Here is a 20,758-nt window from a genome sequence, read left to right as displayed (position 1 = left end):
GGCGTTTCCTCGAAATTACTTGTCCGGACTGTCGATGGTCAGCTGCTGCAACGCAGTGGTGGTGCTGGCCAAGGGTTGGCTGCGGCCGATCCACTCGCCAGCGGTCGGAAGACCGGCCCGGGATATGCGCGCAACCAGTTGGACTTCGGGGAAGTTCGACAGTTTCAACTGCGGCATCATTGCGTCGGCATCGCCCAGCTCGACGGTGATCGGCAGTTCGGCGACGGTAACGCGCTTGGCCGCCAACGGTGCCGGCGGGCCGGACACGGCGCGGGCGAAGATGAACACGCTGTCGCCTGGCAGGGCTTTGGCCTTCACGTCCGGCGCCAGGTCCACGCGAACCTTGAGCAAGGCTTTTTGCGCGACGCTGCCACCGCTCTCTTTGAGCTTGTCGGCGGCGCGGTCGATGCCGCCTTGCAGGGCGGCGCGGGAGCCATCTTCAGCCGGCAGTTGCGCCAGCAGGCGGCTCCAGTAGTCGATCGCTTCCTGGTAGCGCTGGCCTTCAAAGGCGGCGATGCCCAGCAGGCCGAGGCTGGTGACTTCCTTGGGATCGAGCTTCAGCGCTTCATCGGTCAGCGCTTGAACCTTGGGCGACCACTGTTTGTTGTCGGCAAAGTACTGCGCCTGGGCCCACTGGCCGAGCAGTTCCGGCTGGCGCCCGGCCAGGGCCGCGGCACGTTCGAAGACCTTGGCCGCATCCGCCGCGCGGTCCTGGGCCATGTAGGCGCGACCGAGGAAGTACAGGCCTTCCGGCGAGTCCGGCTGGGCGATGGCGGCGCGTTCCAGGCGCTGGGTCATGTCTTCCATGGACACCGGCGGCTGGGAGAATTCGCGGGTCAGTTCGACCTTGTCGCTGGCGCCGAAATGCAGGTACAGGCTCACGCCCAACACCGGCACCAGGAACGCGGCGAGCAACGGCAGCGGTTTGCCCAGGCGCGACTCGCGGGGTTTTTCAACGCCTTCGGTGTCGGCGAGCAATTCGCGCGCGGCTTCGGCGCGGCCGGTGTCGAGTTGGGCGGCATTGAGCACACCTTCGTCCTGCTGCACTTGCAGCTCGGCGACGCGTTCTTGGTACAGCGCCACGTTCAACGCGGTGCGATCCTCCTCACGCTGGGCACGGCGGCCGCGCAGTACGGGGATCAACAGGAAACTCAGGGCAATCAGAAGCAGCAAGCCGGCTGCGAGCCAGAAATCAATCATCAGTCTTGGTGTCCAGCAATTGGTCGAGGCGTTTACGCTCTTCGGGGGACAGCGCGTCGGAGCCGTCAGTCGGTGCGGCGCGGCGCCGGCGGATGATCACGGCCATCACCACCACGCCGCTCAGCAACAGCCCGGCGGGGCCGAACCAGAGCAGCGCGGTCTTGCCGGTGAGCGCCGGTTTGTAGCGCACGAAGTCACCGTAGCGGTCGACCATGAAGTCGATGATCTGCTGGTTGTCCTTGCCCTCCCCCAACATGCGGAAGATCTCGCGGCGCAGGTCGGTGGCGATGGGCGCGTTGGAGTCGGCGATGTCCTGGTTCTGGCACTTGGGGCAGCGCAGTTCCTTGGTCAAGTCGCGGAAACGCTCGCGCTCGGCGTCGTTGGCAAATTCGTAGGTGTCGATGGCGGCGTGGGCCACACCGGCCAAGCCCAGCGCCAATACCGCAGCGGCTAACAGACGCTTCATGGCTTGGCCTCATCGACCAGCGCCTGGTACTTGGCGGCCAGTTGCTCGCGCCACACCACTTCGTCGATCACGCCGACGTACTTGTCGCGGATCACGCCCTTGGCATCGATAAAGAAGGTTTCCGGGGCGCCGTACACGCCGAGGTTGAGGCCGAGGTTGCCGTCCTCATCGCGGATATCCAGCTGGTACGGGTTGTGAAACTCCGCCAGCCACTTCAAGGCGGCGGCGTTGTCGTCCTTGTAGTTGATGCCGTAGATCACCACGCCCTTCTCGGCCAGCTTGTTGAGCACCGGGTGTTCGACGCGGCAGGAGATACACCAGGTGCCCCACACGTTGACCAGCGCCGGCTTGCCCAGCAGGTCGGCCTGGGTCAGGGTTTTGTCGCCCTGCACGGTGGGCAGGCTGAACGCCGGGAACGGCTTGCCGATCATCGCCGAAGGCAGCTCGGACGGGTCCAGGTACAGGCCGCGATACAAGACCACCGCACCCAGCAAAAACACGATCAGGGGGATCGCCATCAACCAACGTTTCATACCGCCGCTCCCTGCAGACCGAGGGCTTCACGCACCCGGCTCTTGACCTTGACCCGATAACGCCGATCCAGCGCCGCCAGCAAACCACCGAAACCGGTGAGCAGGCCGCCGAACCAGATCCAGCGCACAAACGGCTTCACATGCACACGCACCGCCCAGGCGCCGTCGCCCAGCGGTTCACCGAGGGCCACGTAGAGATCACGGGTGAATCCGGCGTCGATGCCGGCTTCGGTCATCATCGAACTCTGCACGGTGTACAGGCGTTTTTCCGGGTGCAGCACCGCCACTTCCTTGCCGTTACGCACTACGCGCACAGTGCCTTTGTCTGACGTGAAGTTCGGCCCTTCGAAGTGCTTGGCACCTTCAAAGATGAAGTGGTAACCGGCGAGGTCCATGGACTCGCCCGGCGCCAGGCGCAGGTCGCGCTCGGCGCTGTTCTGGCTGGACAGCACCACGCCGAGGGCGCACACGGCGATGCCGATGTGGGCGATCTGCATGCCCCAGTAGCTGCGGGTCAGGCCTGGCAAACCTTTGATCAAACCTTTGTGGCGGGTCTTGTCGAAGATGTCACGCACACCCGCCAGCAATACCCAGGCGGCGAGCAGGAAGGTGGCGAGCACCGCCCAGTTGAAGTCGCCGTAGGCAAAACCGGCGATCACCGCCAGGGCCACGCTGCCGAGCAATACCGGCATCAACATGCCCGCCAGCCATTTCACCGGGGTGTCTTTCCAGCGCACCAGCACGCCAACCGCCATCACCACCATCAACAGGCCCATCAAAGGGATAAACAACGCGTTGAAATACGGCGGGCCGACGGACAGTTTGGCGCCGCTCAGCGCATCCAGCACCAGCGGGTACAGGGTGCCGAGCAGGATCATCGACGCGGCCACTACCAGCACCAGGTTATTGCCCAGCAGCAAGGTCTCCCGCGACCACAGGTTGAAGCCGACCTGGCTCTTGACCACCGGCGCGCGCAGGGCGAACAGGGTCAGGGAACCACCGACCACAAACAGCAGGAAGATCAGGATGAAAATGCCCCGCGCCGGGTCGGAAGCAAACGCATGCACCGAGGTCAGCACGCCCGAACGCACGAGGAAAGTGCCGAGCAGGCTGAGGGAAAACGCCGCGATGGCCAGCAGCACGGTCCAGCTCTTGAACACGCCACGTTTTTCGGTCACGGCCAGCGAGTGAATCAACGCCGTACCCACCAGCCACGGCATGAAGGACGCGTTTTCCACCGGGTCCCAGAACCACCAGCCACCCCAGCCGAGTTCGTAATAGGCCCACCACGAACCGAGGGTGATGCCAATGCCGAGGAAGGCCCAGGCGACGATGGTCCACGGCCGCGACCAGCGCGCCCAGGCCGCATCCAGGCGCCCGCCGAGCAAGGCGGCGATGGCGAAGGCGAAGGCCACCGAGAAACCCACGTAACCCATGTAGAGCATTGGCGGGTGCACGATCAGGCCGATGTCTTGCAGCAGCGGGTTGAGGTCGTGCCCGTTGGTGGGAATCTGCGGCAGGATGCGGCTGAACGGGTTGGAGGTCATGATCAGGAACAGCAGGAAACCGATGCTGATCATGCCCATCACCGCCAGCACCCGGGCCAGCATGACTTGCGGCAGTTGGCGCGAGAACACCGACACGGCGAAGGTCCAGCCGCCGAGGATCAACGCCCACAACAGCAACGAACCTTCGTGGGCACCCCACACGGCGCTGAACTTGTAGTACCAGGGCAAGGCGGTGTTGGAGTTATTCGCCACATAGCTGACGGAAAAGTCGTCGGTCATAAAGGCGTAGGTCAGGCAGCCAAACGCGAACAGCAGGAAGGCAAACTGGCCCCAGGCAGCCGGCTGCGCCAGGCTCATCCACAGGCGGTCGCCGCGCCAGGCGCCGAGCAACGGCACCACGGCTTGCACGATGGCAAAGCACAGGGCGAGGATCATCGCCAACTGGCCGAGTTCGGGAATAAACAAAGCGGCGTTCATGACTCAACCCTCCTTGGCGGGGGTGGGGGCGGACTGGCCGCTGTCCTTGAGGGCTTTGGTCACCTCAGGCGGCATGTATTTTTCATCGTGCTTGGCCAGCACTTCATCGGCCACCACCACGCCGTCGGCGTTGAGCTTGCCCAGGGCGACGATGCCCTGGCCTTCGCGGAACAGGTCCGGGAGGATCCCGCGGTAGCTGATGGTCACCGACTTGCTGAAGTCGGTGACCACGAAGGTGACGTCGAGGGAATCGCCGGAACGCTTCAAGGAGCCGGCCTCGACCATGCCGCCGGCGCGGATGCGCGTGTCCAGCGGTGCTTCGCCGTTGGCGATCTGGGTCGGGGTGTAAAACAGGTTGATGTTCTGTTGCAGGGCGCTCAAGGCCAGGGCCACGGCAATGCCGACGCCGGCCAGGATGGCAAGAATGATCAACAGACGCTTTCTACGCAGCGGATTCACTTTTCGGTCTCCCGGCGCAGACGACGCGCCTCTTGTTGCAGGTAACGCTTGCGCGCCAGGATCGGCGCGGCAACGTTGAGGGCCAGCACTGCCAGGCAGATGCCATAGGCCGTCCAGACGTACAGGCCGTGGTGGCCCATGGCGAGAAAATCACTGAACGAAGCAAAACTCATCCGCGCGCTCCCAGGCTGTGTTGCACTTCGGCCTTGACCCAACTGGCGCGGGCTTCGCGCTTGAGCACTTCAAGGCGCATGCGCAGCAGCAGCACGGCGCCAAAGAAGCAGTAGAACCCCAGCACCATCAACAACAGCGGCGCCCACATTTCCACGGGCATCGCCGGTTTTTCGGTGAGGGTGAAGGTGGCGCCCTGGTGCAGGGTGTTCCACCACTCCACCGAGTATTTGATGATCGGGATGTTGATCACACCGACAATGGCCAGCACCGCGCAGGCCTTGGCGGCGCTGTCACGATTACTGATGGCGTTGCCCAAGGCAATCAGACCGAAGTACAGGAACAGCAGGATCAGCATGGACGTTAGTCGCGCATCCCACACCCACCACGAGCCCCAGGTCGGCTTGCCCCAGATGGCGCCGGTGACCAGCGCCACGGCGGTCATCCACGCGCCGATCGGTGCGGCGCATTGCAGGGCGACGTCGGCGAGTTTCATCTTCCACACCAGGCCGACGATGCCGCACACCGCCAGCATCACGTAGCAGGACTGGGCCAGCATCGCAGCGGGCACATGGATATAGATGATGCGAAAGCTGTTGCCTTGCTGGTAGTCCGGCGGCGCGAAGGCCAGGCCCCAGACCAGGCCGATGCCGATCAGCAACACGGCGGCGATGCTCAACCACGGCAGCAGCTTGCCACTGATGCCGTAGAACCATTTGGGCGAGCCGAGCTTGTGAAACCAGGTCCAGTTCATTGCTGTTTCCATCACGGGTGCTTTTCGTCGATGCGAAAAGCTTAGGGTCTTTACTGGCTAATGCTTAGCCAGACCTCATTATTCGCCGACGCTGATCTTCAGGCCGGCCGCTATAGCAAAGGGTGTCAGGGTTACCGCCAGGGCGGTCAGGCTGCCAAGCCACAAGAGGTAACCGGTCGCCGGCATGCCCATCAGCGCGGCTTGCAACGCACCGCTACCGAGGATCAACACCGGGATATACAAAGGCAGAATCAGCAGGGCCAGCAACAGGCCGCCGCGCTTCAAACCCACGGTCAACGCCGCGCCCACCGCCCCCAGCAAGCTGAGGACCGGCGTACCGAGCAACAGGCTCAGCAGGAGGATCGGCAGGCATTCAGTGGGCAGGCCGAGCATCATCGCCAGCAACGGCGAAAGCAAGACCAGCGCCAGGCCGGAAAAAGCCCAGTGTGCCAGTACCTTGGCCAGGACCAGTAGTGGCAGGGGGTGCGACGAAAGGACCCACTGCTCCAGGGAACCGTCCTCGAAATCACTGCGAAACAGCCCGTCCAGCGAGAGCAACACGGACAAAAGCGCCGCCACCCACACCAGTCCCGGAGACAAGGTTTGCAACAGTTTAGTCTCGGGACCGACCGCCAACGGGAACAAGGCGATGACGATGGCGAAGAACACCAGCGGGTTGGCCAGCTCGGCCGGGCGCCGGCACAACAGTCGTGCTTCGCGGGCCACCAACAGGGCGAAGACACTCATGCTGACCACCGTCCCAGATCGAGGTCGCGGTAACCGGCGGGCAGGCGGCTCAGGGTGTGGTGGGTGGTGAGGACGACCAAACCGCCCTTCTCACAATGCTGGGCCAGGTGTGCTTCCAACTGGGCGACGCCTTGTTTGTCGAGGGCGGTGAAGGGTTCGTCGAGAATCCACAGCGGCGGCCCCGGCAGATACAAGCGGGCCAGGGCCACGCGGCGCTGCTGGCCGGCAGACAGGGTGTGGCAAGGCACGTCTTCAAAACCCTTGAGGCCAACGGCGGCGAGGGCCTGCCAGATGGCGTCACGGGTCGCGGGATGATGCAGGGCGCTGAGCCAACTGAGGTTTTCTTCGGCGGTGAGCACGTCCTTGATGCCGGCAGCGTGGCCGATCCAGATCAGGTTGCGCGCAAGCTCGGTGCGTTGTTCGTTGAGGGGTTGGCCGTTGAGCCGCACCTCTCCCGCCGTCGGTTGCATCAACCCGGCCAGCAGGCGCAGCAAACTGGTCTTGCCGCTGCCGTTGGGGCCGCTGATTTGCACCATGTCGCCGCCCGTCAGCCGCAGTTCGAGGTGCTCGAACAGCAGGCGCAGGTCGCGTTCACAGGAGAGCGCTACGGCTTCTAGAAGAGGGCTGGTCAAAAGATCGCGGGCCTTTACGGTTCAAGTCGGCGGTGCAGCGGCCGTTAAAGAGAAGTGCACAATAACGGCTTCGGCGACCGATTTTAGAGAGCTGGATCAAATAGTTGTGAGGTTTTTAGCGCTCTCTTTGCAGACGGGCCGCATTATACATGCGATGCCCTACTCTAAAGAGGGCAATTTCCTTCAAGACGGCGCGCGCGATGACCGGTGAGATCAACCTTCCTACGCTTCCACCTGCACCGGCGACCGGGCCCAGCCCTGCGCCCGCCACCGGTGAATTGCTGAAACTGCTGGAACCGCAGATCGGCTTGATCACCCCGGGAAAAACCGTGAACGCCGAGGTCATCGCCCTGAAACAAGGCGGTGAAGCCTTTCAGCTGCTGCTCAAGCTGACCCTGGAAAGCGGCCGCCAGACCCTGGTGCAAGCCAGCAGTGCGCAGCCCTTGCCCCTGGGCAGCAATGTCGCGGTAAGCCAAACGCCCGCCGGCAACCTGACCCTCAGCCTGCAACAAGCGTTGAGCGCCAATGTGGCCGCCCTGACCCGCATCGACACCAGCAAGATTCCCGAAGGCACGCTGTTGCAAGCCAAGGTGCTGACCACCCAGATGCTGCCCCAGGGCACGGCGCAACCGGCGATCTACCGCTCACTGGTGACCGTGCTCAACAACGCCCTGGCCGGCGCCACGCTGACCCTGGAAAGCCCGCAGCCGCTGCGGGTCGGCAGCTTGCTCAGCGCCGTGGTGCAGAACGCACAGACCTTGAATTTCGTGCCGCTGAGCGGGCTCAAGGATCAACTGGCGATCACCCAGCAACTGGCTACCCAACAAAGCCGCCAAGGCTCGCTGGATGCAGTGTTCACCGCCTTGCAGAACCTGCCACGGGGCGGCACCTCCGCCGAACTGCGCGCCGCCGCCGACCGCCTGCTGGCCGCCCTGCCCGACCTGGCGCAGGTCAGCAACCCGAAAATCCTCGCCCAAGTGATCCAGAACAGCGGCGCGTTTCTCGAAGCCAAGCTGCTCGCCGGGCAGAACCCGCAGATCCCGCCGCTGGACATGAAAGGCGCCTTGCTGCGCCTGGTCGCCGACCTGCTGCCGGCCCTGCCCACCAGCACCAATCTGAATGCGATCCTGGCCGCCAACACCCTGGCCCAGGTGCTGCCCAACTTCGTACGCAGCCCGCTGAACACCCTCGGCCAGGTCAGCGCGCGCCAGACCCCCGTGGGTTTTCCCTTGCCCGAGCGGCTGATGGCAAAACTGGAAGGCGAAGGCGACCTGGAAAACCTCCTGCGCCTGGCCGCTGGCGCCATCTCGCGCTTGCAGAGCCACCAGCTGTCGAGCCTGGAACAGACCGGCACCACCGCCGATGGCCGCCTGCAAACCACCTGGCAGCTGGAAATCCCCCTGCGCACCCTGCAAGACATCGTGCCGTTGCAGGTCAAGTTCCAGCGTGAAGAACCGGCGCCGGACAAGGACCAGCCGGAACGCAAGGACAAGAAAGACCCCAAGCAAATGCTCTGGCGCGTCGAACTGGCCTTCGACATGGAGCCGCTGGGGCCGTTGCAGGTTCAGGCGCAATTGAACCAGGGCAAACTGTCGAGCCAGCTGTGGGCCAGCCGGCCCTTCACCGCGAGCCTGATCGAAAGCCACCTGGGCAACCTGCGCGAACGGCTGGTGACCTCGGGCATCAACGTCGGCGACCTCGACTGCCACCTCGGCACCCCGCCACGCGGGCCGAAAACCGGACTCGAACAACGCTGGGTGGATGAAACCGCATGAAGAACCCCAACCCGCCGCGCCAGGCGATTGCCCTCAAGTACGACGGCCAGCAAGCGCCAACCCTGACGGCCAAGGGCGACGATGCATTGGCCGAGGCGATCCTCAAGCTGGCGCGGGAAAATGAAGTACCGATCTATGAAAATGCCGAGTTGGTGAAACTGCTGGCGCGCATGGAGCTGGGGGACAGCATCCCGGAGGAGTTGTACCGCACGGTGGCGGAGATCATTGCGTTTGCCTGGACGTTGAAGGGCAAGTTCCCGGTGGGGTATGACCCGGATGCGGGGCCGGTGGAGCGGGATGTTACCGAGCGCGGTGACGATTACTAACAGACCTACAGGGATTCAAATGTGGGAGCTGGCTTGCCTGCGATAGCGGTGGGCCTGTGCCAAATGGGCAAGCTGATCCGCCGCTATCGCAGGCAAGCCAGCTCCCACAAAAGCCAGCTCCCACAATGGATCTCCACTGGCGCTCCAGTGTCAGTTGAGGACTTCACTTAGAGGAATGAAGTTGACCACATCCCCCTCCGCCAACGTCGTCCCTTCCAACACCTCCACAAACCCCTCGGCCCACGCCGCGCTGCGCAGCACGCCGGAGCTTTGGTTGCGGTAGATGATCGCCTTGCCCTGCTCGATGCGCCCGCGCAAATACTCACGGCGGTTGCCTGGCTTGGGCCACACAAACCCAACCGGCACTTCGAAGCGCAAAGGTTCGACATCCGCCACACCTTGGCGGCGCAGCAGGTACGGCCGCGCCAGCAGCGCAAAGGTCACCAGGGTCGAGGCCGGGTTGCCCGGCAGGCCGATCACCGGCACGCCACGGAAGTGCCCGAAGGTCAGCGGTTTGCCTGGCTTGATCGCGAGTTTCCAAAGCGCCAGCTCGCCTTCTTCACGCAGGGCAATACCGAGGAAATCCGCCTCGCCGACCGACACACCGCCGGTGGACAGGATCAGGTCGACGTTGCCCACGCCTGCCAGGCGAGTGCGGGTCTGTTCCAGATCATCGGGCAGGATGCCGGCGTCGATCACCTCGCAGCCCATGCGTTCAAGCCATGTGCACAACACGCGGCGATTGCTGTTGTAGATCTGCCCGGGGCACAGCGGCTGGCCAGGCTCGATCAACTCGTCACCGGTGGACAGCACGGCGACGCGCGGGCGGCGGACGACCTCAAGGCAGTCGCGCCCGAGTGAGGCGGCGAGCCCCAGCTCGATCGGCCCCAGGCGCGTGCCGGCATTCAAGACCAACTCGCCGACGGTGGTTTCCTGGCCCTGGGGGCGGATGTTCTGCTGGAGGTGCAGGGGCTCGCTGAAACTCACGCGCTCGTCGGCGTGGACCACGGCGTTTTCCTGCATTTCCACGCAATCGGCACCTTCCGGTACCGGCGCGCCGGTGAAGATGCGCGCGCAGGTGCCAACGGCCAAGGGCTGCGGCGCCTGCCCGGCGAAGATGCGCTGGCTGACCACCAGCGGCTCGCCGTGCCAGTCCGCCAGGCGCAGGGCGTAACCGTCCATGGCGCTGTTGGGCCAGGGCGGCAGGTCGAGGGTGGCGATCAGGTCTTGCGCCAAGACGCGGCCATCACACTCGGCCAAGGGCAAGGTCTGCTGCTCGCGGATCGGCGCAGCCTCGGCCATCGCCAGCAGTTGCGCCAAGGCGTCTTCCACCGGCATCAGCGCGCCGGTCTTGCCGGGCTTACCCACGGGAGGCGCAGGGCTCGGCCTGCTTCAAGTGAGGGACGAAGTTGCACGGGCGATGACGGTTATCCAGCTGTTCGGCGAGGATGCCATCCCAACCGGTGCGCACCGCATTGGTGGAACCTGGCAGGCAGCACACCAGGGTGCCGTTGGCCAGGCCGGCGAGGGCGCGGGATTGCACGGTGGAGGTGCCGATATCGGCCACGGAGATCTGGCGGAACAGCTCACCAAAACCATCGACCTGCTTGTCCAGCAGGCAGCTCACCGCTTCCGGGGTGCTGTCGCGGCCAGTGAAGCCGGTGCCGCCGGTGATCAGCACGACCTGCACCACGTCTTCGGCGATCCAGTGGGCAACTTGGGCGCGGATCTTGTAGAGGTCGTCCTTGAGCAGCACGCGCTCGGCCAGGTTGTGGCCAGCGGCGGTGAGGCGATCGACGAAGACCTGGCCCGAGGTGTCGGTGTCCAGGGTGCGGGTGTCGCTGACGGTCAATACAGCGATATTCAGGGGTACGAAGGGCGCATCTGCCTTGGCGGTCATGGCACGGTCCGGTTGTCGAAGAAACAGGCCGGTGTTATATCACAGGCCCCCCTTTTGCTGCCGCTGCGGAACTGCCATGCCTAGTGATTCATCTGCCCTGCCCTGTTCGGTTCTGCTGTTATCCGGTGGCCGTGGCCAGCGCATGGGCGGCGTGGACAAAGGCCTGCTGGAATGGCGCGGCCAACCGCTGATTGCTCATCTGTACGCCCTGGTGCGCCCGCTGACGGACGACCTGATCATCTCGTGCAATCGCAACCCCGAGCACTACGCCGCGTATGCCGACCAGTTGGTCAGCGACGACAGCGCGGACTTCCCCGGCCCGCTCGCCGGGATTCGTGCCGGGCTTGGCGCCGCACGTCATGGGCACCTGCTGATCCTGCCGTGCGATGTGCCGCAACTCGATGCACGGCTACTGGCCGAGCTGCGTGAGACGGCGCAGCGCAATCCCCTTGTGCCGGTAATGGTCCGTCACGGTCAATTCTGGGAGCCGCTGATCTGCATCCTGCCCGCCGCCCTGCGGGACGCGGTCGAGGCGGCCTGGCAGGCCGGTGAGCGCAGCCCACGGCAGATCTTCATGAAACTGGGCGCGGTGGGCCTGGAGTGTCCAGCAGATGATCCGCGCCTGGCCAACCTGAACACCCCCGAGCTGTTACTCCCCGGCCATGGCGTGTCAGAATGAACCTTGCACAAGGAACTTTGCCGACGCCTCGCGCGTCACAAGGTCAGCTTTTCAAAAGAATTCTCTCGGAGACAACACCATGACTCAACGGACCATCGCCGCTCTCATGCTTGCACTGGGCCTCGCTACCCTCGCCGGTTGCGCTTCGCCAACAGTGATCACCCTGAATGACGGTCGCGAAATCCAGGCCGTCGACACCCCTAAATTCGACAAGGATTCGGGCTTCTACGAGTTCGAACAACTGGACGGCAAGCAGACCCGTATCAACAAGGATCAGGTCCGCACCGTTAAAGACCTGTAAGTCTTAGCGTTTGCCAACAAGGCCCGCCGCGTGCGGGCCTTGTCGTTTCCGAGGGTTACCAGTCGAGGGTGATCTGGCTGCGGAACTGGCGCTCTTCGCCGGTTACCGGGTCGATGAACCGCACGCCCTGGGCCAGCAGTTTCAGCGGGTTGGCGTAGTCGTCCACGGCATCCTTGAGCACATCGGGGTAGAACGGATCGTTGCAGATACTCGCGCCGAGCGCGGTCATGTGCACGCGCAGCTGGTGCTTCTTGCCGGTCACGGGGAACAGGCCGTAGCGCCACAGGTCGCCGTGCTTCTCGCGCACCTCAACCGCCGTTTCGGTGTTGCTGGCGCCGGGACCTTCCTGCATGCGAAAGAACGGTTCGCCATCCACCAGGCGGCTTTTATGCACGAGCGGAAAGCTCAGGTCTGGCAGCGCGGGTGCAATGGCTTCGTAGAATTTATCGATCTGGCGCGTGGGAAACAGCTGCTGGTACGCCGAGCGGCTGGCCGGGTTGGCCGAGAACAGCACCAGCCCCGCCGTGTGCCGGTCGATGCGGTGCAGGGGCACCAGTGACGGGTTGTCCAAACGACGGATCAGGCGACGCAGCAGGGTTTGCTCGACATACTCACCGGCCGGCGTCACGGGCAGGAAGTGCGGCTTGTCGGCGACCACCAGGTGCTCGTCGGCGTAGAGAATGGTCTCCTCCACCGGGATCACTTTTTCGTTCGGCACTTCGCGAAAGTAGTAGATGCACAGGCCTTCCTTGTAGGCCAGGTCCAGGTGGATCGGGTTGCCGTGGACATCCAGCACCCGACCCCGCGCAATGCGGTCCAGCCAGTGTTCACGGCTGATCGCCGGGAAGTGCTCGCACAGGCAATCGAGCACTGTGGCCCAAGGCCCGGGTGGCAGGTATAAGGTGCTGGCCTGGTGCTCGGACGGGATAAAAATCGAAGTGGACATGCGTAAAGCCTGGAGAAAACCGGCGGGCATTATCCCGCATGGCTCAGGCCTTGGCCAATTGCGCCCGCAGGACAGGTGAGGCGCTGGCGGCCTCGGTGAACTCCTTGAGCCAGCGCAGCACGTCCACCGCTTCCCAGCGGCCCGGATCGTACAACGCGTACAGCAAGCCCTGGTAACCCACCACATCCAACTGCTTGTGATAACCGGCGCGCTGGAACAGCGCCTCGATCTCGGCAAAGCAGGTATTGAAATGCACTTTGTTAAACGGCGTCTTGCCTTCCGTGACCAGGCCGTCGAGGCGCAGCTCGTTCACCGCATCGCGCACGACATCGGCGGACATGCGATTGACGCTGCTTTTCAGTTGTTCAACATTCACCACGGGCGTTCCCTCTATTCAATCGCTGTACAAACATACAGTAACGTAATATTTGGAAACCCGCCATCGCCTAAACCTCAGCTGAGGAAGGCGGCAACCTGATCACCGTTGAATGGCCAGTCCAACTCAGCCCCAGTATCTACCCGCCGAAGCACCGGAATCCTTAGGCCGTAGGCGTCAGTCAGGTCTACGGGGTCGGTGATATCCACCAGTTCAACCAGCAGCCCGTGTTCGACGAGCGGCATGATTTCGGCTTCGGCAATCTCGCAAAGATGGCAACCCAGGGTGCCGAACAGCTGGCATTCAGGAAGCATGACGAATGGCTCTGATCAGAAAGTAGGCGGTCATTCTATGCCCGCAATACCCCTGTGGCGAGGGAGCTTGCTCCCGCTGGGGCGCGAAGTGGCCCCAAAATCCTGGGAGCGCTGCGCACTCCAGCGGGAGCAAGCTCCCTCGCCACAATAAACCCTGACCTAAATCAGCATGGCCTATAACTGATTCAGCGATTCTCGCGGCTTTTTGCCTGCCCCTTGCAACGGAGATGCGTGTGTTTGCCAACCTGCTGATCATTCTGGCCTCATCCTTGGTGGTGATTGCCCTGTTTCGCCGGCTGCAATTGCCGCCCGTGCTGGGCTACCTGTGTGTGGGCCTGGCCGTGGGGCCGACCGCCCTCGACTGGGTGAACGACAGCGAAGAACTGCCCGATCTCGCCGAGCTGGGCGTGGTGTTCCTGCTGTTCTCCCTGGGCCTGGAGTTTTCCCTGAGCAAGATGTTCGCCCTGCGCCGCGTGGTGTTTGGCCTGGGCAGTTTGCAGGTGTTGGGTTGCGGGGTGCTGCTGGGTGTGTTGCTGATGATCCTTGGTGTGGCGCCGGGCATCGCATTGTTGCTGGGCGCGGGGTTGGCGCTGTCCTCAACCGCCATTGTCAGCAAGGAGTTGACCAGCCTCGGCGAAATCTTCAGCAGCCATGGGCAAAATGCGATTGGCGTGTTGCTGTTCCAGGATGTGGTGGCGGTATTGCTGCTGACCCTGGTGCCGGTGTTTGCCGGTACCGGCGAGCAGGCCTGGTATATCGCGCTGCCGCTGACCCTGGCCAAGACCGTGGTGCTGTTTGTCGGTTTGCTACTGGCCAGTCGCTGGTTGTTGCCGCGCCTGTTTCATGAGGTGGCGGCGTCCCATTCGGCAGAGTTGTTTGTGCTGCTGGCACTGGTGATCGTGTTGCTCACCGCGTGGCTCACGCACCTGCTGGGCCTGTCCCCTGCCCTCGGCGCCTTCCTCGCCGGCATGCTGCTGGGGGAAAGCCATTACCGCCATCAGATCGAAGCGGATATCCGCCCATTTCGCGACATCTTGCTGGGGCTGTTTTTCGTCAGCATCGGCATGCTGATCGACCTGCAACTGTTCGTCAGCCACAGCTTGTTGATCCTCGGCCTGACCCTCACCTTGATGCTGGTCAAAGGTTGCGTCGTGGCGCTGCTGGTCAAATGGCGCGGCAGCGACAGTGAAACCGCCTGGCGCAGCGGCCTGGCCCTGGCCCAGGGCGGCGAGTTCTGTTTTGCCTTGATGGCGCAGATGCAGCAGAGCCGGCTGATCCCGGACGAGTTCAATGGCTTGCTGCTCGCCGCCACCTTCTGTTCAATGCTACTCACGCCGCTGCTGTTGCGCGCCGCGCCGGCCATCGCCCTGCGCCTGCACCGCAAGCCCAACCAACAAGTGCAGCTGGAAGAAATCACTGCGCTCAACGCCGAGCTGCGTGGGCACGCAGTGATTTGCGGGTATGGCCGCGTCGGGCAATCCATCGGGCGTTTTCTGCGCAACGAACAACAGGCGTTTATTGCCCTGGATGACGACCCGGAACGGGTGCAGGAAGCCGCCAGCGAAGACCGCAGCGTGCATTACGGTGATTGCCGGCGCGGGGCGCTGCTCAGTGCCGTGGGCCTGGAGCGCGCGCGGCTGGTGGTGATTGCCGTGGACAACACCGAGGTGGCGCTGGCGGTGTTGAAGGAAGCGCGGCGCATCAACCGCGACGTACCGATCCTGGTGCGGACCCGCGATGACAGCCAATTAGCCGAACTAAAAGCCGCGGGCGCCAGCGAAGTGGTGCCCGAGCTGTTGGAGTCGAGCCTGATGCTCGCCTCCCACGCCTTGATCCTGCTGGGCCTGCCGGACCAACAGGTGCAGGCGCGAGTCGATGAAGTGCGACAGAACCGCTATCGCCTGCTGCACGGCTTTTACGCGCAGGCCGACAACCCGATCAATCCTGACTGACCGCGCCAATCTTATGGATCGACAAGTCCGCGCCGTAGTATTCCTCTTCCTGGCTCAGGCGCAGGCCCGATACGCGCTTGATGGTGCCATACACCAGGAACCCGCCGGCCAGCGCCACCGCCACACCCAGGGCGGTGCCGATCAACTGGCTGATCAGACTGACGCCGCCCAACCCGCCGAGCGCGGTCTGGCCGAAGATTCCGCAGGCGATGCCGCCCCATACGCCGCACAGGCCGTGCAGCGGCCACACGCCGAGCACGTCGTCGATCTTCCAACGGTCCTGAGCGGCGATAAAGCACCAGACGAACAGGCCACCGGCGACCGCGCCGGTGACCAGCGCGCCCACCGGGTGCATCAGGTCGGAGCCGGCGCAGATCGCCACCAGCCCAGCCAAGGGGCCGTTGTGCAGGAAGCCTGGGTCATTGCGACCGATGATCAGCGCCGCCACGGTGCCGCCGACCATGGCCATCAGCGAGTTGACCGCCACCAGGCCACTGACGCCGTTCAGCGTCTGCGCGCTCATGACGTTAAAGCCGAACCAGCCGACGATCAGAATCCACGAGCCCAACGCCAGGAACGGAATGCTCGACGGCGCAAACGCCACCAGCCGGCCGTCCCGGTAGCGCCCGTTACGCGGGCCCAGCAACAGCACCGCCGCCAGCGCCAGCCAGCCGCCCATGGCGTGCACCACCACGGAACCGGCGAAGTCGTGGAAGCTGGCGCCAAAGGTCGCCAGCAGCCAGGCTTGCAGGCCGAAATTGCCGTTCCACACCATGCCCTCGAAAAACGGATAGATAAACGCCACGATCAGCGCCGTGGCGCACAGTTGCGGAACAAACCGTGCACGCTCGGCAATGCCGCCCGAAATGATCGCCGGGATCGCCGCCGCGAAGGTCAGCAGAAAGAAGAACTTCACCAGGCCATAGCCGTGGTCGGCGCTGATCACCGCCGCCGGTTGCATGAAGCTGACGCCGTAGGAGATCCAATAGCCTATAAAGAAATAGGCCAGGGTGGAGATGGCGAAGTCGCTGAGGATTTTCGACAGCGCGTTGACCTGGTTTTTCTGGCGCACGGTGCCGACTTCCAGAAACGCGAAGCCGGCGTGCATGGCCAAGACCATGACCGCACCAATCAGGATAAACAGGGTGTTGGAACTGTGGACCAGCGTGTCCACTGCACTTTGCAAATTTTCCATGGAGGTTGGCAGGCCTGCATTAAAGGCAAAAAGCACCAAAGCGGTTCAAACCCGGGTTGCGCGCACTAAATTGGCACCACCGGTTCCACCCCTCTTCAGAGGGCGTGAACCGCTTTAGCGCAGCGATCAACTCAACAGGCCGATGCCGACAGGGTTTTTCCGCGAGTTTCAGTTATTTAGGGTAAGGTTTTTGAAGGCTTCCTGCCCGACCGCCCGGATTTCGCGCAAGCCCCGTGGCGTGCGCACCAAGGCAAAGCAAAAGCTGTACCAGACAATTGCACTGAACCTTCACCGATACCGGTGACTCGAAACGACATCTACAGCTCAGCCCATCACGGAGATACCCATGGCCAGAAAAACCGCAAAGACTGCTCAAGAAATTCTGCTGGAGGATTTTCAAACCCTGGTCAGCGACACCGAAAAGTTGCTGGACGACACCAAGGTGCTGGCCGGCGACCAGGCTGACGAGCTGCGCAGCAAGATCCACGAAAGCCTGCTCAAGGCCCGCGAAACCCTGCAAGTGACCGAAGACTCCCTGCGCGAACGCGGCCAGGCAGCCGTCACCGCCACCGAAGACTACGTGCAGGCCAACCCTTGGCAGTCGGTGGGCATTGCCGCCGGCGTGGGCTTTTTGATCGGCCTGCTGGCCACAAGGCGCTAATCATGTCTATCGGCGAAACCGGCTCGTCAACGGGCACTACCTCAAGACGTCTGGGCGCGGCCGTGCTGGGCTTGTTGCACAGCCACGTCGAACTGTTTGGCATCGAATTGCAGGAACAGAAGGCGCGTACCGTCAGCCTGCTGCTGTTTGCCGGCCTGGCACTGGTGTTTGCCCTGCTGTTGCTGGTGGGGCTATCGACGCTGGTGATGATCCTCGTGTGGGACACCGGCTACCGTCTCACCGGGATCATCTGCCTCTGCGTGTTCTACAGCCTGGCCGCCGCGTTCTGCGGGGTGCGCCTGAAAGCGGCGGTGTTCGATGAGTCCACGCCGTTCCACGCCACCCTCGAAGAGCTGGCCAATGACCGGGAGCGCCTGCTGCCATGAGCCTGACTGAAATCCCGCAGAACACCTCACGCCGGGAAATGCGCAAGGCCTTGATCCGCCTGCGCATGGAAATGCACCGCCAGGAAATCCGCCACGAGTCCCAGCAACTGTTGGCACCGCTGACCAAGGTGCGCAACATGGGCCAGAACTGGCAGGACAACCTGGGCATCAAGCATGCGCCGCTGTGGGGCGTGGCGGCGGTGACCCTGCTCGGCTTCATCACCGGCAAGGGTGCCAAGGGCGGCAGTATCAGCAGCCTGACGCGCCTGGTACGGCTGGGCGCCGGGTTGATCCCGCTGATCAAGCTGGCCATGCAAGGCGCTTCGCGCAAAGGTTGAGCCACCCTGGCTGCATTCTTGCAAACAGAAGCGGCCCGGCTCTCACATTCGAGAGCCGGGCCTTTTTTTTCGCCAACTCGTTAAGGAGGCCCTGTGATCGACGGGCAACCGCTCGCCTGCTTCCAGCCGTTTATCGACACTGCCACCGGGCGCATCGCCGGCGTCGAAGCCCTGGGTCGCTTGCGTCAACCTGACGGCCGCCTGCTCTCGGTGGGCCCGCTGTTCGCCGACCCGCGCACGCCTGGCGTGACCTTGCGCCGCCTCGACCGGCAGATCCGCGACAACGCATTGAGCCGCCTGCATGAAGTGCCCGAAGACTGGTTCCTCAGCCTGAATATCTCGCCGCGCTGGATCAACCGCCTACGCCCCGGCCAAGCGCTGCCCAGCCTGAAGCAGGTGCACGCCCAGGGGGTGGATCCGCGGCGGATCGTGTTCGAAATCACCGAATTGGGCGGTGATATCCAACGCCTGGCCGACGTGGTGGCGCGCTATCGCCAAGCCGGTGCGCGGATTGCCATCGATGATTTCGGCGCCGGCTATTCCCAGCTCGACCGGGTGCTGGCGCTGCAACCGGATATTCTCAAGCTCGACATGCGCCTGTTCCAGGACGCGGCACGGGGCGGGCCGAGCAGTGAAGTGGTGCGCGCGCTTGCGCAAATGGCCGAGAAAACCGGCTGCTGGATCATTGCCGAAGGCGTGGAGACCGAAGCGCAGTTGAGCTTTGCCCTGGAGTGCGGTGCGCGCTATGTGCAGGGTTATCTGTTCGCGCAGGCGCAGTTGGACTGGTTCGCCGCCGATGCTTTCGTGCCACGGTTTGCGCAACTGCGCACGCAGTACGTGCAGCAAAAACTCGCCGAGCGTGGACGCATCATGCAGCTGCGCCAGCAGTTGGCCGAACTGATGAAAATCCTCCAGGCCTGGGCCCAAGGCCAAGCGCCGCTGAGCCATCTGCCGCAACTGCCGGACTTCCCTTGGCTGCTGCGCTTCTACCAGTGCGACCGCCATGGCACCCAACTGACCCCCAACTTCGAGTGGCGGCACGACGCCTGGCAGTCCGACAGCCGATACCTGGGCCACAACTGGTCGTGGCGCCCGTATTTCTATCACTTGCTGGCCGAGGGCTGGGAGGAGCGCCGGCTGAACCTGTCCTCGACCTACCGCGATGCCACCACCAACCAATACTGCCTGACCGCCGGACAATTCTTCGATAACGGTCAGCGCTTGCTGTTAATCGATATCGATGCCGCCGGCCTGTAGATTTTCGCTTGCCCCGCCAAGGCGGAACCGGGAAGCTGGGGGGGTCATTCACCGAACGGAGAGTCCCCGCCTTGGATTGGCCCACCCTGCTGACCCGCGAACGTCTTGGAAAAACCCTGCACAGCCCGGAAGAACTGGGGCGCAGCCCGTTTCACAAGGACCACGACCGCATCATTTTCTCCGGCGCGTTTCGCCGCCTGGGCCGCAAGACCCAAGTGCACCCGGTGTCGAGCAACGATCACATCCATACGCGCCTGACCCACTCGCTGGAAGTCAGCTGCGTCGGCCGCTCCCTGGGCATGCGCGTCGGCGAAACCCTGCGCAGCGCCCTGCCCGACTGGTGCGACCCGAGCGACCTGGGCATGGTGGTGCAATCGGCCTGCCTGGCCCATGACATCGGCAACCCACCGTTCGGCCACTCCGGCGAAGACGCCATCCGCCACTGGTTCCAGCAAGCGGCAGGACGCGGCTGGCTGGACGACATGAGCAATGCCGAGCGCAATGATTTCCTCAATTTCGAGGGCAATGCCCAGGGCTTCCGCGTGCTTACCCAGTTGGAATATCACCAGTTCGACGGTGGTACACGGCTGACCTACGCGACCTTGGGCACCTACCTCAAATACCCTTGGACCGCCCGCCACGCCGACGCATTGGGCTACAAGAAACACAAGTTCGGCTGCTATCAGAGCGAGTTGCCGATTCTGGAACAAATCGCGCAAAAGCTCGGCCTGCCGCAACTGGAAGAACAACGCTGGGCACGCCATCCGCTGGTGTATTTGATGGAGGCTGCCGATGACATCTGCTACGCCTTGATCGACCTGGAGGACGGCCTGGAAATGGAGCTGCTGCAATACGCCGAGGTCGAAGCACTGCTGCTCAACCTGGTGGGCGACGACTTGCCGCAAACCTATCGACAGCTGGGCCCCGGCGACTCGCGCCGACGCAAACTGGCGATCCTGCGCGGCAAGGCCATCGAACACCTGACCAACGCTGCGGCACAGGCCTTCGTTGAACAACAGGACGCCCTGCTCGCCGGCACCCTGCCCGGTGACTTGGTGGAGCACATGCACGGCCCAGCCCAACGCTGCGTGCTGGATGCCAAGGACATGGCGCGCAAGAAAATCTTCCAGGACAAGCGCAAGACCCTGCATGAAATCGGCGCCTACACCACCCTGGAAATCCTCCTGAACGCCTTTTGCGGTGCCGCGCTGGAGCAGCATGGCGGCCGTACGCCGTCGTTCAAGAACCGGCGTATTCTCGACTTGCTCGGCAACAGCGCACCGAACCCGGCCTGGCCGTTGCACGCCTCGTTCCTGCGCATGATCGATTTCATCGCCGGCATGACCGACAGCTACGCCACCGAAATGGCACGGGAGATGACCGGGCGCTCCAGCCCGCAATAACG

25 protein-coding genes are annotated in these 20,758 nt (G+C 63.5%); 10 read left to right on the top strand and 15 right to left on the bottom strand.

Annotation, left to right across the window (positions count from 1 at the left end; genetic code table 11):
* Positions 1-15: 15 nt before the first annotated feature.
* The 9 genes from ccmI to ccmA form a co-directional block, all read right to left on the bottom strand.
* Positions 16-1,200: a c-type cytochrome biogenesis protein CcmI gene (gene ccmI, locus ACU688_RS11215; RefSeq protein ID WP_448184740.1), complete on the bottom strand. Its 1,185-nt coding sequence runs from the start codon at positions 1,198-1,200 to the stop codon at positions 16-18.
* The gene (locus ACU688_RS11210; protein WP_017734370.1) at positions 1,193-1,666 is read right to left on the bottom strand and encodes a cytochrome c-type biogenesis protein; all 474 of its coding nucleotides are present in this window, start codon (positions 1,664-1,666) and stop codon (positions 1,193-1,195) included. Before ACU688_RS11210 ends, ccmI begins: the two co-directional genes overlap by 8 nt.
* Entirely contained in the window at positions 1,663-2,199 is a 537-nt protein-coding gene (locus ACU688_RS11205) for a DsbE family thiol:disulfide interchange protein (protein ID WP_017734371.1), read from the bottom strand. The genes ACU688_RS11210 and ACU688_RS11205 overlap by 4 nt, the downstream gene beginning before the upstream one ends.
* Entirely contained in the window at positions 2,196-4,184 is a 1,989-nt protein-coding gene (locus ACU688_RS11200; protein WP_448184739.1) for a heme lyase CcmF/NrfE family subunit, read from the bottom strand. Before ACU688_RS11200 ends, ACU688_RS11205 begins: the two co-directional genes overlap by 4 nt.
* Before the next feature lie 3 nt (positions 4,185-4,187).
* Positions 4,188-4,643: a cytochrome c maturation protein CcmE gene (ccmE, locus tag ACU688_RS11195; protein WP_026136470.1), complete on the bottom strand. Its 456-nt coding sequence runs from the start codon at positions 4,641-4,643 to the stop codon at positions 4,188-4,190.
* Entirely contained in the window at positions 4,640-4,816 is a 177-nt protein-coding gene (ccmD, locus tag ACU688_RS11190; RefSeq protein ID WP_003172771.1) for a heme exporter protein CcmD, read from the bottom strand. Before ccmD ends, ccmE begins: the two co-directional genes overlap by 4 nt.
* Positions 4,813-5,568 (bottom strand): heme ABC transporter permease, encoded by a 756-nt coding sequence (locus ACU688_RS11185; protein WP_124525352.1) that lies wholly within the window; start codon positions 5,566-5,568, stop codon positions 4,813-4,815. The genes ccmD and ACU688_RS11185 overlap by 4 nt, the downstream gene beginning before the upstream one ends.
* 78 nt (positions 5,569-5,646) lie before the next feature.
* On the bottom strand, positions 5,647-6,315 hold the full coding sequence (gene ccmB / locus ACU688_RS11180) for a heme exporter protein CcmB (protein ID WP_017734375.1): 669 nt from the start codon (positions 6,313-6,315) through the stop codon (positions 5,647-5,649).
* A complete protein-coding gene (gene ccmA / locus ACU688_RS11175; RefSeq protein ID WP_448184738.1) occupies positions 6,312-6,947 on the bottom strand; it encodes a cytochrome c biogenesis heme-transporting ATPase CcmA in 636 nt (211 codons plus the stop codon). The genes ccmB and ccmA overlap by 4 nt, the downstream gene beginning before the upstream one ends.
* A gap of 200 nt (positions 6,948-7,147) precedes the next feature.
* Between ccmA and fliK the strand changes: the two genes are divergently transcribed.
* Positions 7,148-8,722, top strand: a complete 1,575-nt coding sequence (gene fliK, locus ACU688_RS11170; protein WP_448184737.1) for a flagellar hook-length control protein FliK — start codon at positions 7,148-7,150, stop codon at positions 8,720-8,722.
* The gene (locus ACU688_RS11165) at positions 8,719-9,048 is read left to right on the top strand and encodes an EscU/YscU/HrcU family type III secretion system export apparatus switch protein (RefSeq protein WP_003210638.1); all 330 of its coding nucleotides are present in this window, start codon (positions 8,719-8,721) and stop codon (positions 9,046-9,048) included. The genes fliK and ACU688_RS11165 overlap by 4 nt, the downstream gene beginning before the upstream one ends.
* 150 nt (positions 9,049-9,198) lie before the next feature.
* Here ACU688_RS11165 and ACU688_RS11160 read toward each other — a convergent pair whose 3' ends face one another.
* On the bottom strand, positions 9,199-10,386 hold the full coding sequence (locus ACU688_RS11160; protein ID WP_448184864.1) for a molybdopterin molybdotransferase MoeA: 1,188 nt from the start codon (positions 10,384-10,386) through the stop codon (positions 9,199-9,201).
* Positions 10,387-10,408: 22 nt separating this feature from the next.
* On the bottom strand, positions 10,409-10,948 hold the full coding sequence (gene moaB, locus ACU688_RS11155; protein ID WP_017734379.1) for a molybdenum cofactor biosynthesis protein B: 540 nt from the start codon (positions 10,946-10,948) through the stop codon (positions 10,409-10,411).
* A gap of 76 nt (positions 10,949-11,024) precedes the next feature.
* Here moaB and mobA point away from each other — a divergent pair, with 76 nt between their 5' ends.
* Complete coding sequence (mobA, locus tag ACU688_RS11150) at positions 11,025-11,627, top strand: molybdenum cofactor guanylyltransferase MobA (RefSeq protein ID WP_448184736.1); 603 nt, start codon at positions 11,025-11,027, stop codon at positions 11,625-11,627.
* A 79-nt stretch (positions 11,628-11,706) separates the two neighbouring features.
* The gene (locus tag ACU688_RS11145; RefSeq protein WP_016978480.1) at positions 11,707-11,928 is read left to right on the top strand and encodes a YgdI/YgdR family lipoprotein; all 222 of its coding nucleotides are present in this window, start codon (positions 11,707-11,709) and stop codon (positions 11,926-11,928) included.
* A 55-nt stretch (positions 11,929-11,983) separates the two neighbouring features.
* On the opposite strand, the gene ACU688_RS11140 is transcribed toward ACU688_RS11145, so the two are convergent.
* From ACU688_RS11140 to ACU688_RS11130, 3 genes are all read right to left on the bottom strand, one after another.
* Complete coding sequence (locus tag ACU688_RS11140) at positions 11,984-12,874, bottom strand: pseudouridine synthase (RefSeq protein WP_448184735.1); 891 nt, start codon at positions 12,872-12,874, stop codon at positions 11,984-11,986.
* Between the two features lie 43 nt (positions 12,875-12,917).
* Positions 12,918-13,253, bottom strand: coding sequence for a hypothetical protein (locus ACU688_RS11135; protein WP_003189932.1), 336 nt, complete (start codon positions 13,251-13,253; stop codon positions 12,918-12,920).
* Positions 13,254-13,327: 74 nt separating this feature from the next.
* A complete protein-coding gene (locus ACU688_RS11130) occupies positions 13,328-13,564 on the bottom strand; it encodes a glutaredoxin family protein (protein WP_448184734.1) in 237 nt (78 codons plus the stop codon).
* A 227-nt stretch (positions 13,565-13,791) separates the two neighbouring features.
* Between ACU688_RS11130 and ACU688_RS11125 the strand changes: the two genes are divergently transcribed.
* The gene (locus tag ACU688_RS11125; protein WP_448184733.1) at positions 13,792-15,516 is read left to right on the top strand and encodes a cation:proton antiporter; all 1,725 of its coding nucleotides are present in this window, start codon (positions 13,792-13,794) and stop codon (positions 15,514-15,516) included.
* On the opposite strand, the gene ACU688_RS11120 is transcribed toward ACU688_RS11125, so the two are convergent.
* Positions 15,503-16,711 (bottom strand): ammonium transporter, encoded by a 1,209-nt coding sequence (locus ACU688_RS11120; RefSeq protein WP_207041424.1) that lies wholly within the window; start codon positions 16,709-16,711, stop codon positions 15,503-15,505. The genes ACU688_RS11125 and ACU688_RS11120 overlap by 14 nt on opposite strands.
* Before the next feature lie 346 nt (positions 16,712-17,057).
* Here ACU688_RS11120 and ACU688_RS11115 point away from each other — a divergent pair, with 346 nt between their 5' ends.
* The 5 genes from ACU688_RS11115 (at position 17,058) to ACU688_RS11095 (ending at position 20,756) form a co-directional block, all read left to right on the top strand.
* A complete protein-coding gene (locus ACU688_RS11115) occupies positions 17,058-17,372 on the top strand; it encodes an ElaB/YgaM/YqjD family protein (RefSeq protein ID WP_017734386.1) in 315 nt (104 codons plus the stop codon).
* Between the two features lie 2 nt (positions 17,373-17,374).
* Positions 17,375-17,758 (top strand): phage holin family protein, encoded by a 384-nt coding sequence (locus ACU688_RS11110; RefSeq protein ID WP_012723020.1) that lies wholly within the window; start codon positions 17,375-17,377, stop codon positions 17,756-17,758.
* Entirely contained in the window at positions 17,755-18,096 is a 342-nt protein-coding gene (locus ACU688_RS11105; RefSeq protein ID WP_448184732.1) for a hypothetical protein, read from the top strand. Before ACU688_RS11110 ends, ACU688_RS11105 begins: the two co-directional genes overlap by 4 nt.
* 93 nt (positions 18,097-18,189) lie before the next feature.
* On the top strand, positions 18,190-19,353 hold the full coding sequence (locus ACU688_RS11100; protein WP_448184731.1) for an EAL domain-containing protein: 1,164 nt from the start codon (positions 18,190-18,192) through the stop codon (positions 19,351-19,353).
* A 71-nt stretch (positions 19,354-19,424) separates the two neighbouring features.
* Positions 19,425-20,756, top strand: coding sequence for a deoxyguanosinetriphosphate triphosphohydrolase (locus ACU688_RS11095; protein ID WP_448184730.1), 1,332 nt, complete (start codon positions 19,425-19,427; stop codon positions 20,754-20,756).
* Positions 20,757-20,758: the final 2 nt, after the last annotated feature.

It is taken from the genome of Pseudomonas acericola (SeqCode), assembly GCF_053456465.1.
Note: the sequence above shows the minus strand (reverse complement) of the source record. Positions and strands in the feature narration are given on the sequence as shown.

What these genes read in the sequence shown, in the direction of transcription:
- ACU688_RS11185 (WP_124525352.1), bottom strand. Translation starts at nt 5,568, where the DNA reads ATGAACTGGACCTGGTTTCACAAGCTCGGCTCGCCCAAATGGTTCTAC.
- ACU688_RS11110 (WP_012723020.1), top strand. Translation starts at nt 17,375, where the DNA reads ATGTCTATCGGCGAAACCGGCTCGTCAACGGGCACTACCTCAAGACGT.
- ACU688_RS11200 (WP_448184739.1), bottom strand. Translation starts at nt 4,184, where the DNA reads ATGAACGCCGCTTTGTTTATTCCCGAACTCGGCCAGTTGGCGATGATC.
- ACU688_RS11115 (WP_017734386.1), top strand. Translation starts at nt 17,058, where the DNA reads ATGGCCAGAAAAACCGCAAAGACTGCTCAAGAAATTCTGCTGGAGGAT.
- ACU688_RS11105 (WP_448184732.1), top strand. Translation starts at nt 17,755, where the DNA reads ATGAGCCTGACTGAAATCCCGCAGAACACCTCACGCCGGGAAATGCGC.
- ACU688_RS11160 (WP_448184864.1), bottom strand. Translation starts at nt 10,386, where the DNA reads ATGCCGGTGGAAGACGCCTTGGCGCAACTGCTGGCGATGGCCGAGGCT.
- ccmD (WP_003172771.1), bottom strand. Translation starts at nt 4,816, where the DNA reads ATGAGTTTTGCTTCGTTCAGTGATTTTCTCGCCATGGGCCACCACGGC.
- fliK (WP_448184737.1), top strand. Translation starts at nt 7,148, where the DNA reads ATGACCGGTGAGATCAACCTTCCTACGCTTCCACCTGCACCGGCGACC.
- ACU688_RS11210 (WP_017734370.1), bottom strand. Translation starts at nt 1,666, where the DNA reads ATGAAGCGTCTGTTAGCCGCTGCGGTATTGGCGCTGGGCTTGGCCGGT.
- moaB (WP_017734379.1), bottom strand. Translation starts at nt 10,948, where the DNA reads ATGACCGCCAAGGCAGATGCGCCCTTCGTACCCCTGAATATCGCTGTA.
- ACU688_RS11165 (WP_003210638.1), top strand. Translation starts at nt 8,719, where the DNA reads ATGAAGAACCCCAACCCGCCGCGCCAGGCGATTGCCCTCAAGTACGAC.
- mobA (WP_448184736.1), top strand. Translation starts at nt 11,025, where the DNA reads ATGCCTAGTGATTCATCTGCCCTGCCCTGTTCGGTTCTGCTGTTATCC.
- ccmB (WP_017734375.1), bottom strand. Translation starts at nt 6,315, where the DNA reads ATGAGTGTCTTCGCCCTGTTGGTGGCCCGCGAAGCACGACTGTTGTGC.
- ACU688_RS11125 (WP_448184733.1), top strand. Translation starts at nt 13,792, where the DNA reads ATGCGTGTGTTTGCCAACCTGCTGATCATTCTGGCCTCATCCTTGGTG.
- ccmI (WP_448184740.1), bottom strand. Translation starts at nt 1,200, where the DNA reads ATGATTGATTTCTGGCTCGCAGCCGGCTTGCTGCTTCTGATTGCCCTG.
- ACU688_RS11140 (WP_448184735.1), bottom strand. Translation starts at nt 12,874, where the DNA reads ATGTCCACTTCGATTTTTATCCCGTCCGAGCACCAGGCCAGCACCTTA.
- ACU688_RS11205 (WP_017734371.1), bottom strand. Translation starts at nt 2,199, where the DNA reads ATGAAACGTTGGTTGATGGCGATCCCCCTGATCGTGTTTTTGCTGGGT.
- ACU688_RS11120 (WP_207041424.1), bottom strand. Translation starts at nt 16,711, where the DNA reads ATGGAAAATTTGCAAAGTGCAGTGGACACGCTGGTCCACAGTTCCAAC.
- ACU688_RS11130 (WP_448184734.1), bottom strand. Translation starts at nt 13,564, where the DNA reads ATGCTTCCTGAATGCCAGCTGTTCGGCACCCTGGGTTGCCATCTTTGC.
- ACU688_RS11145 (WP_016978480.1), top strand. Translation starts at nt 11,707, where the DNA reads ATGACTCAACGGACCATCGCCGCTCTCATGCTTGCACTGGGCCTCGCT.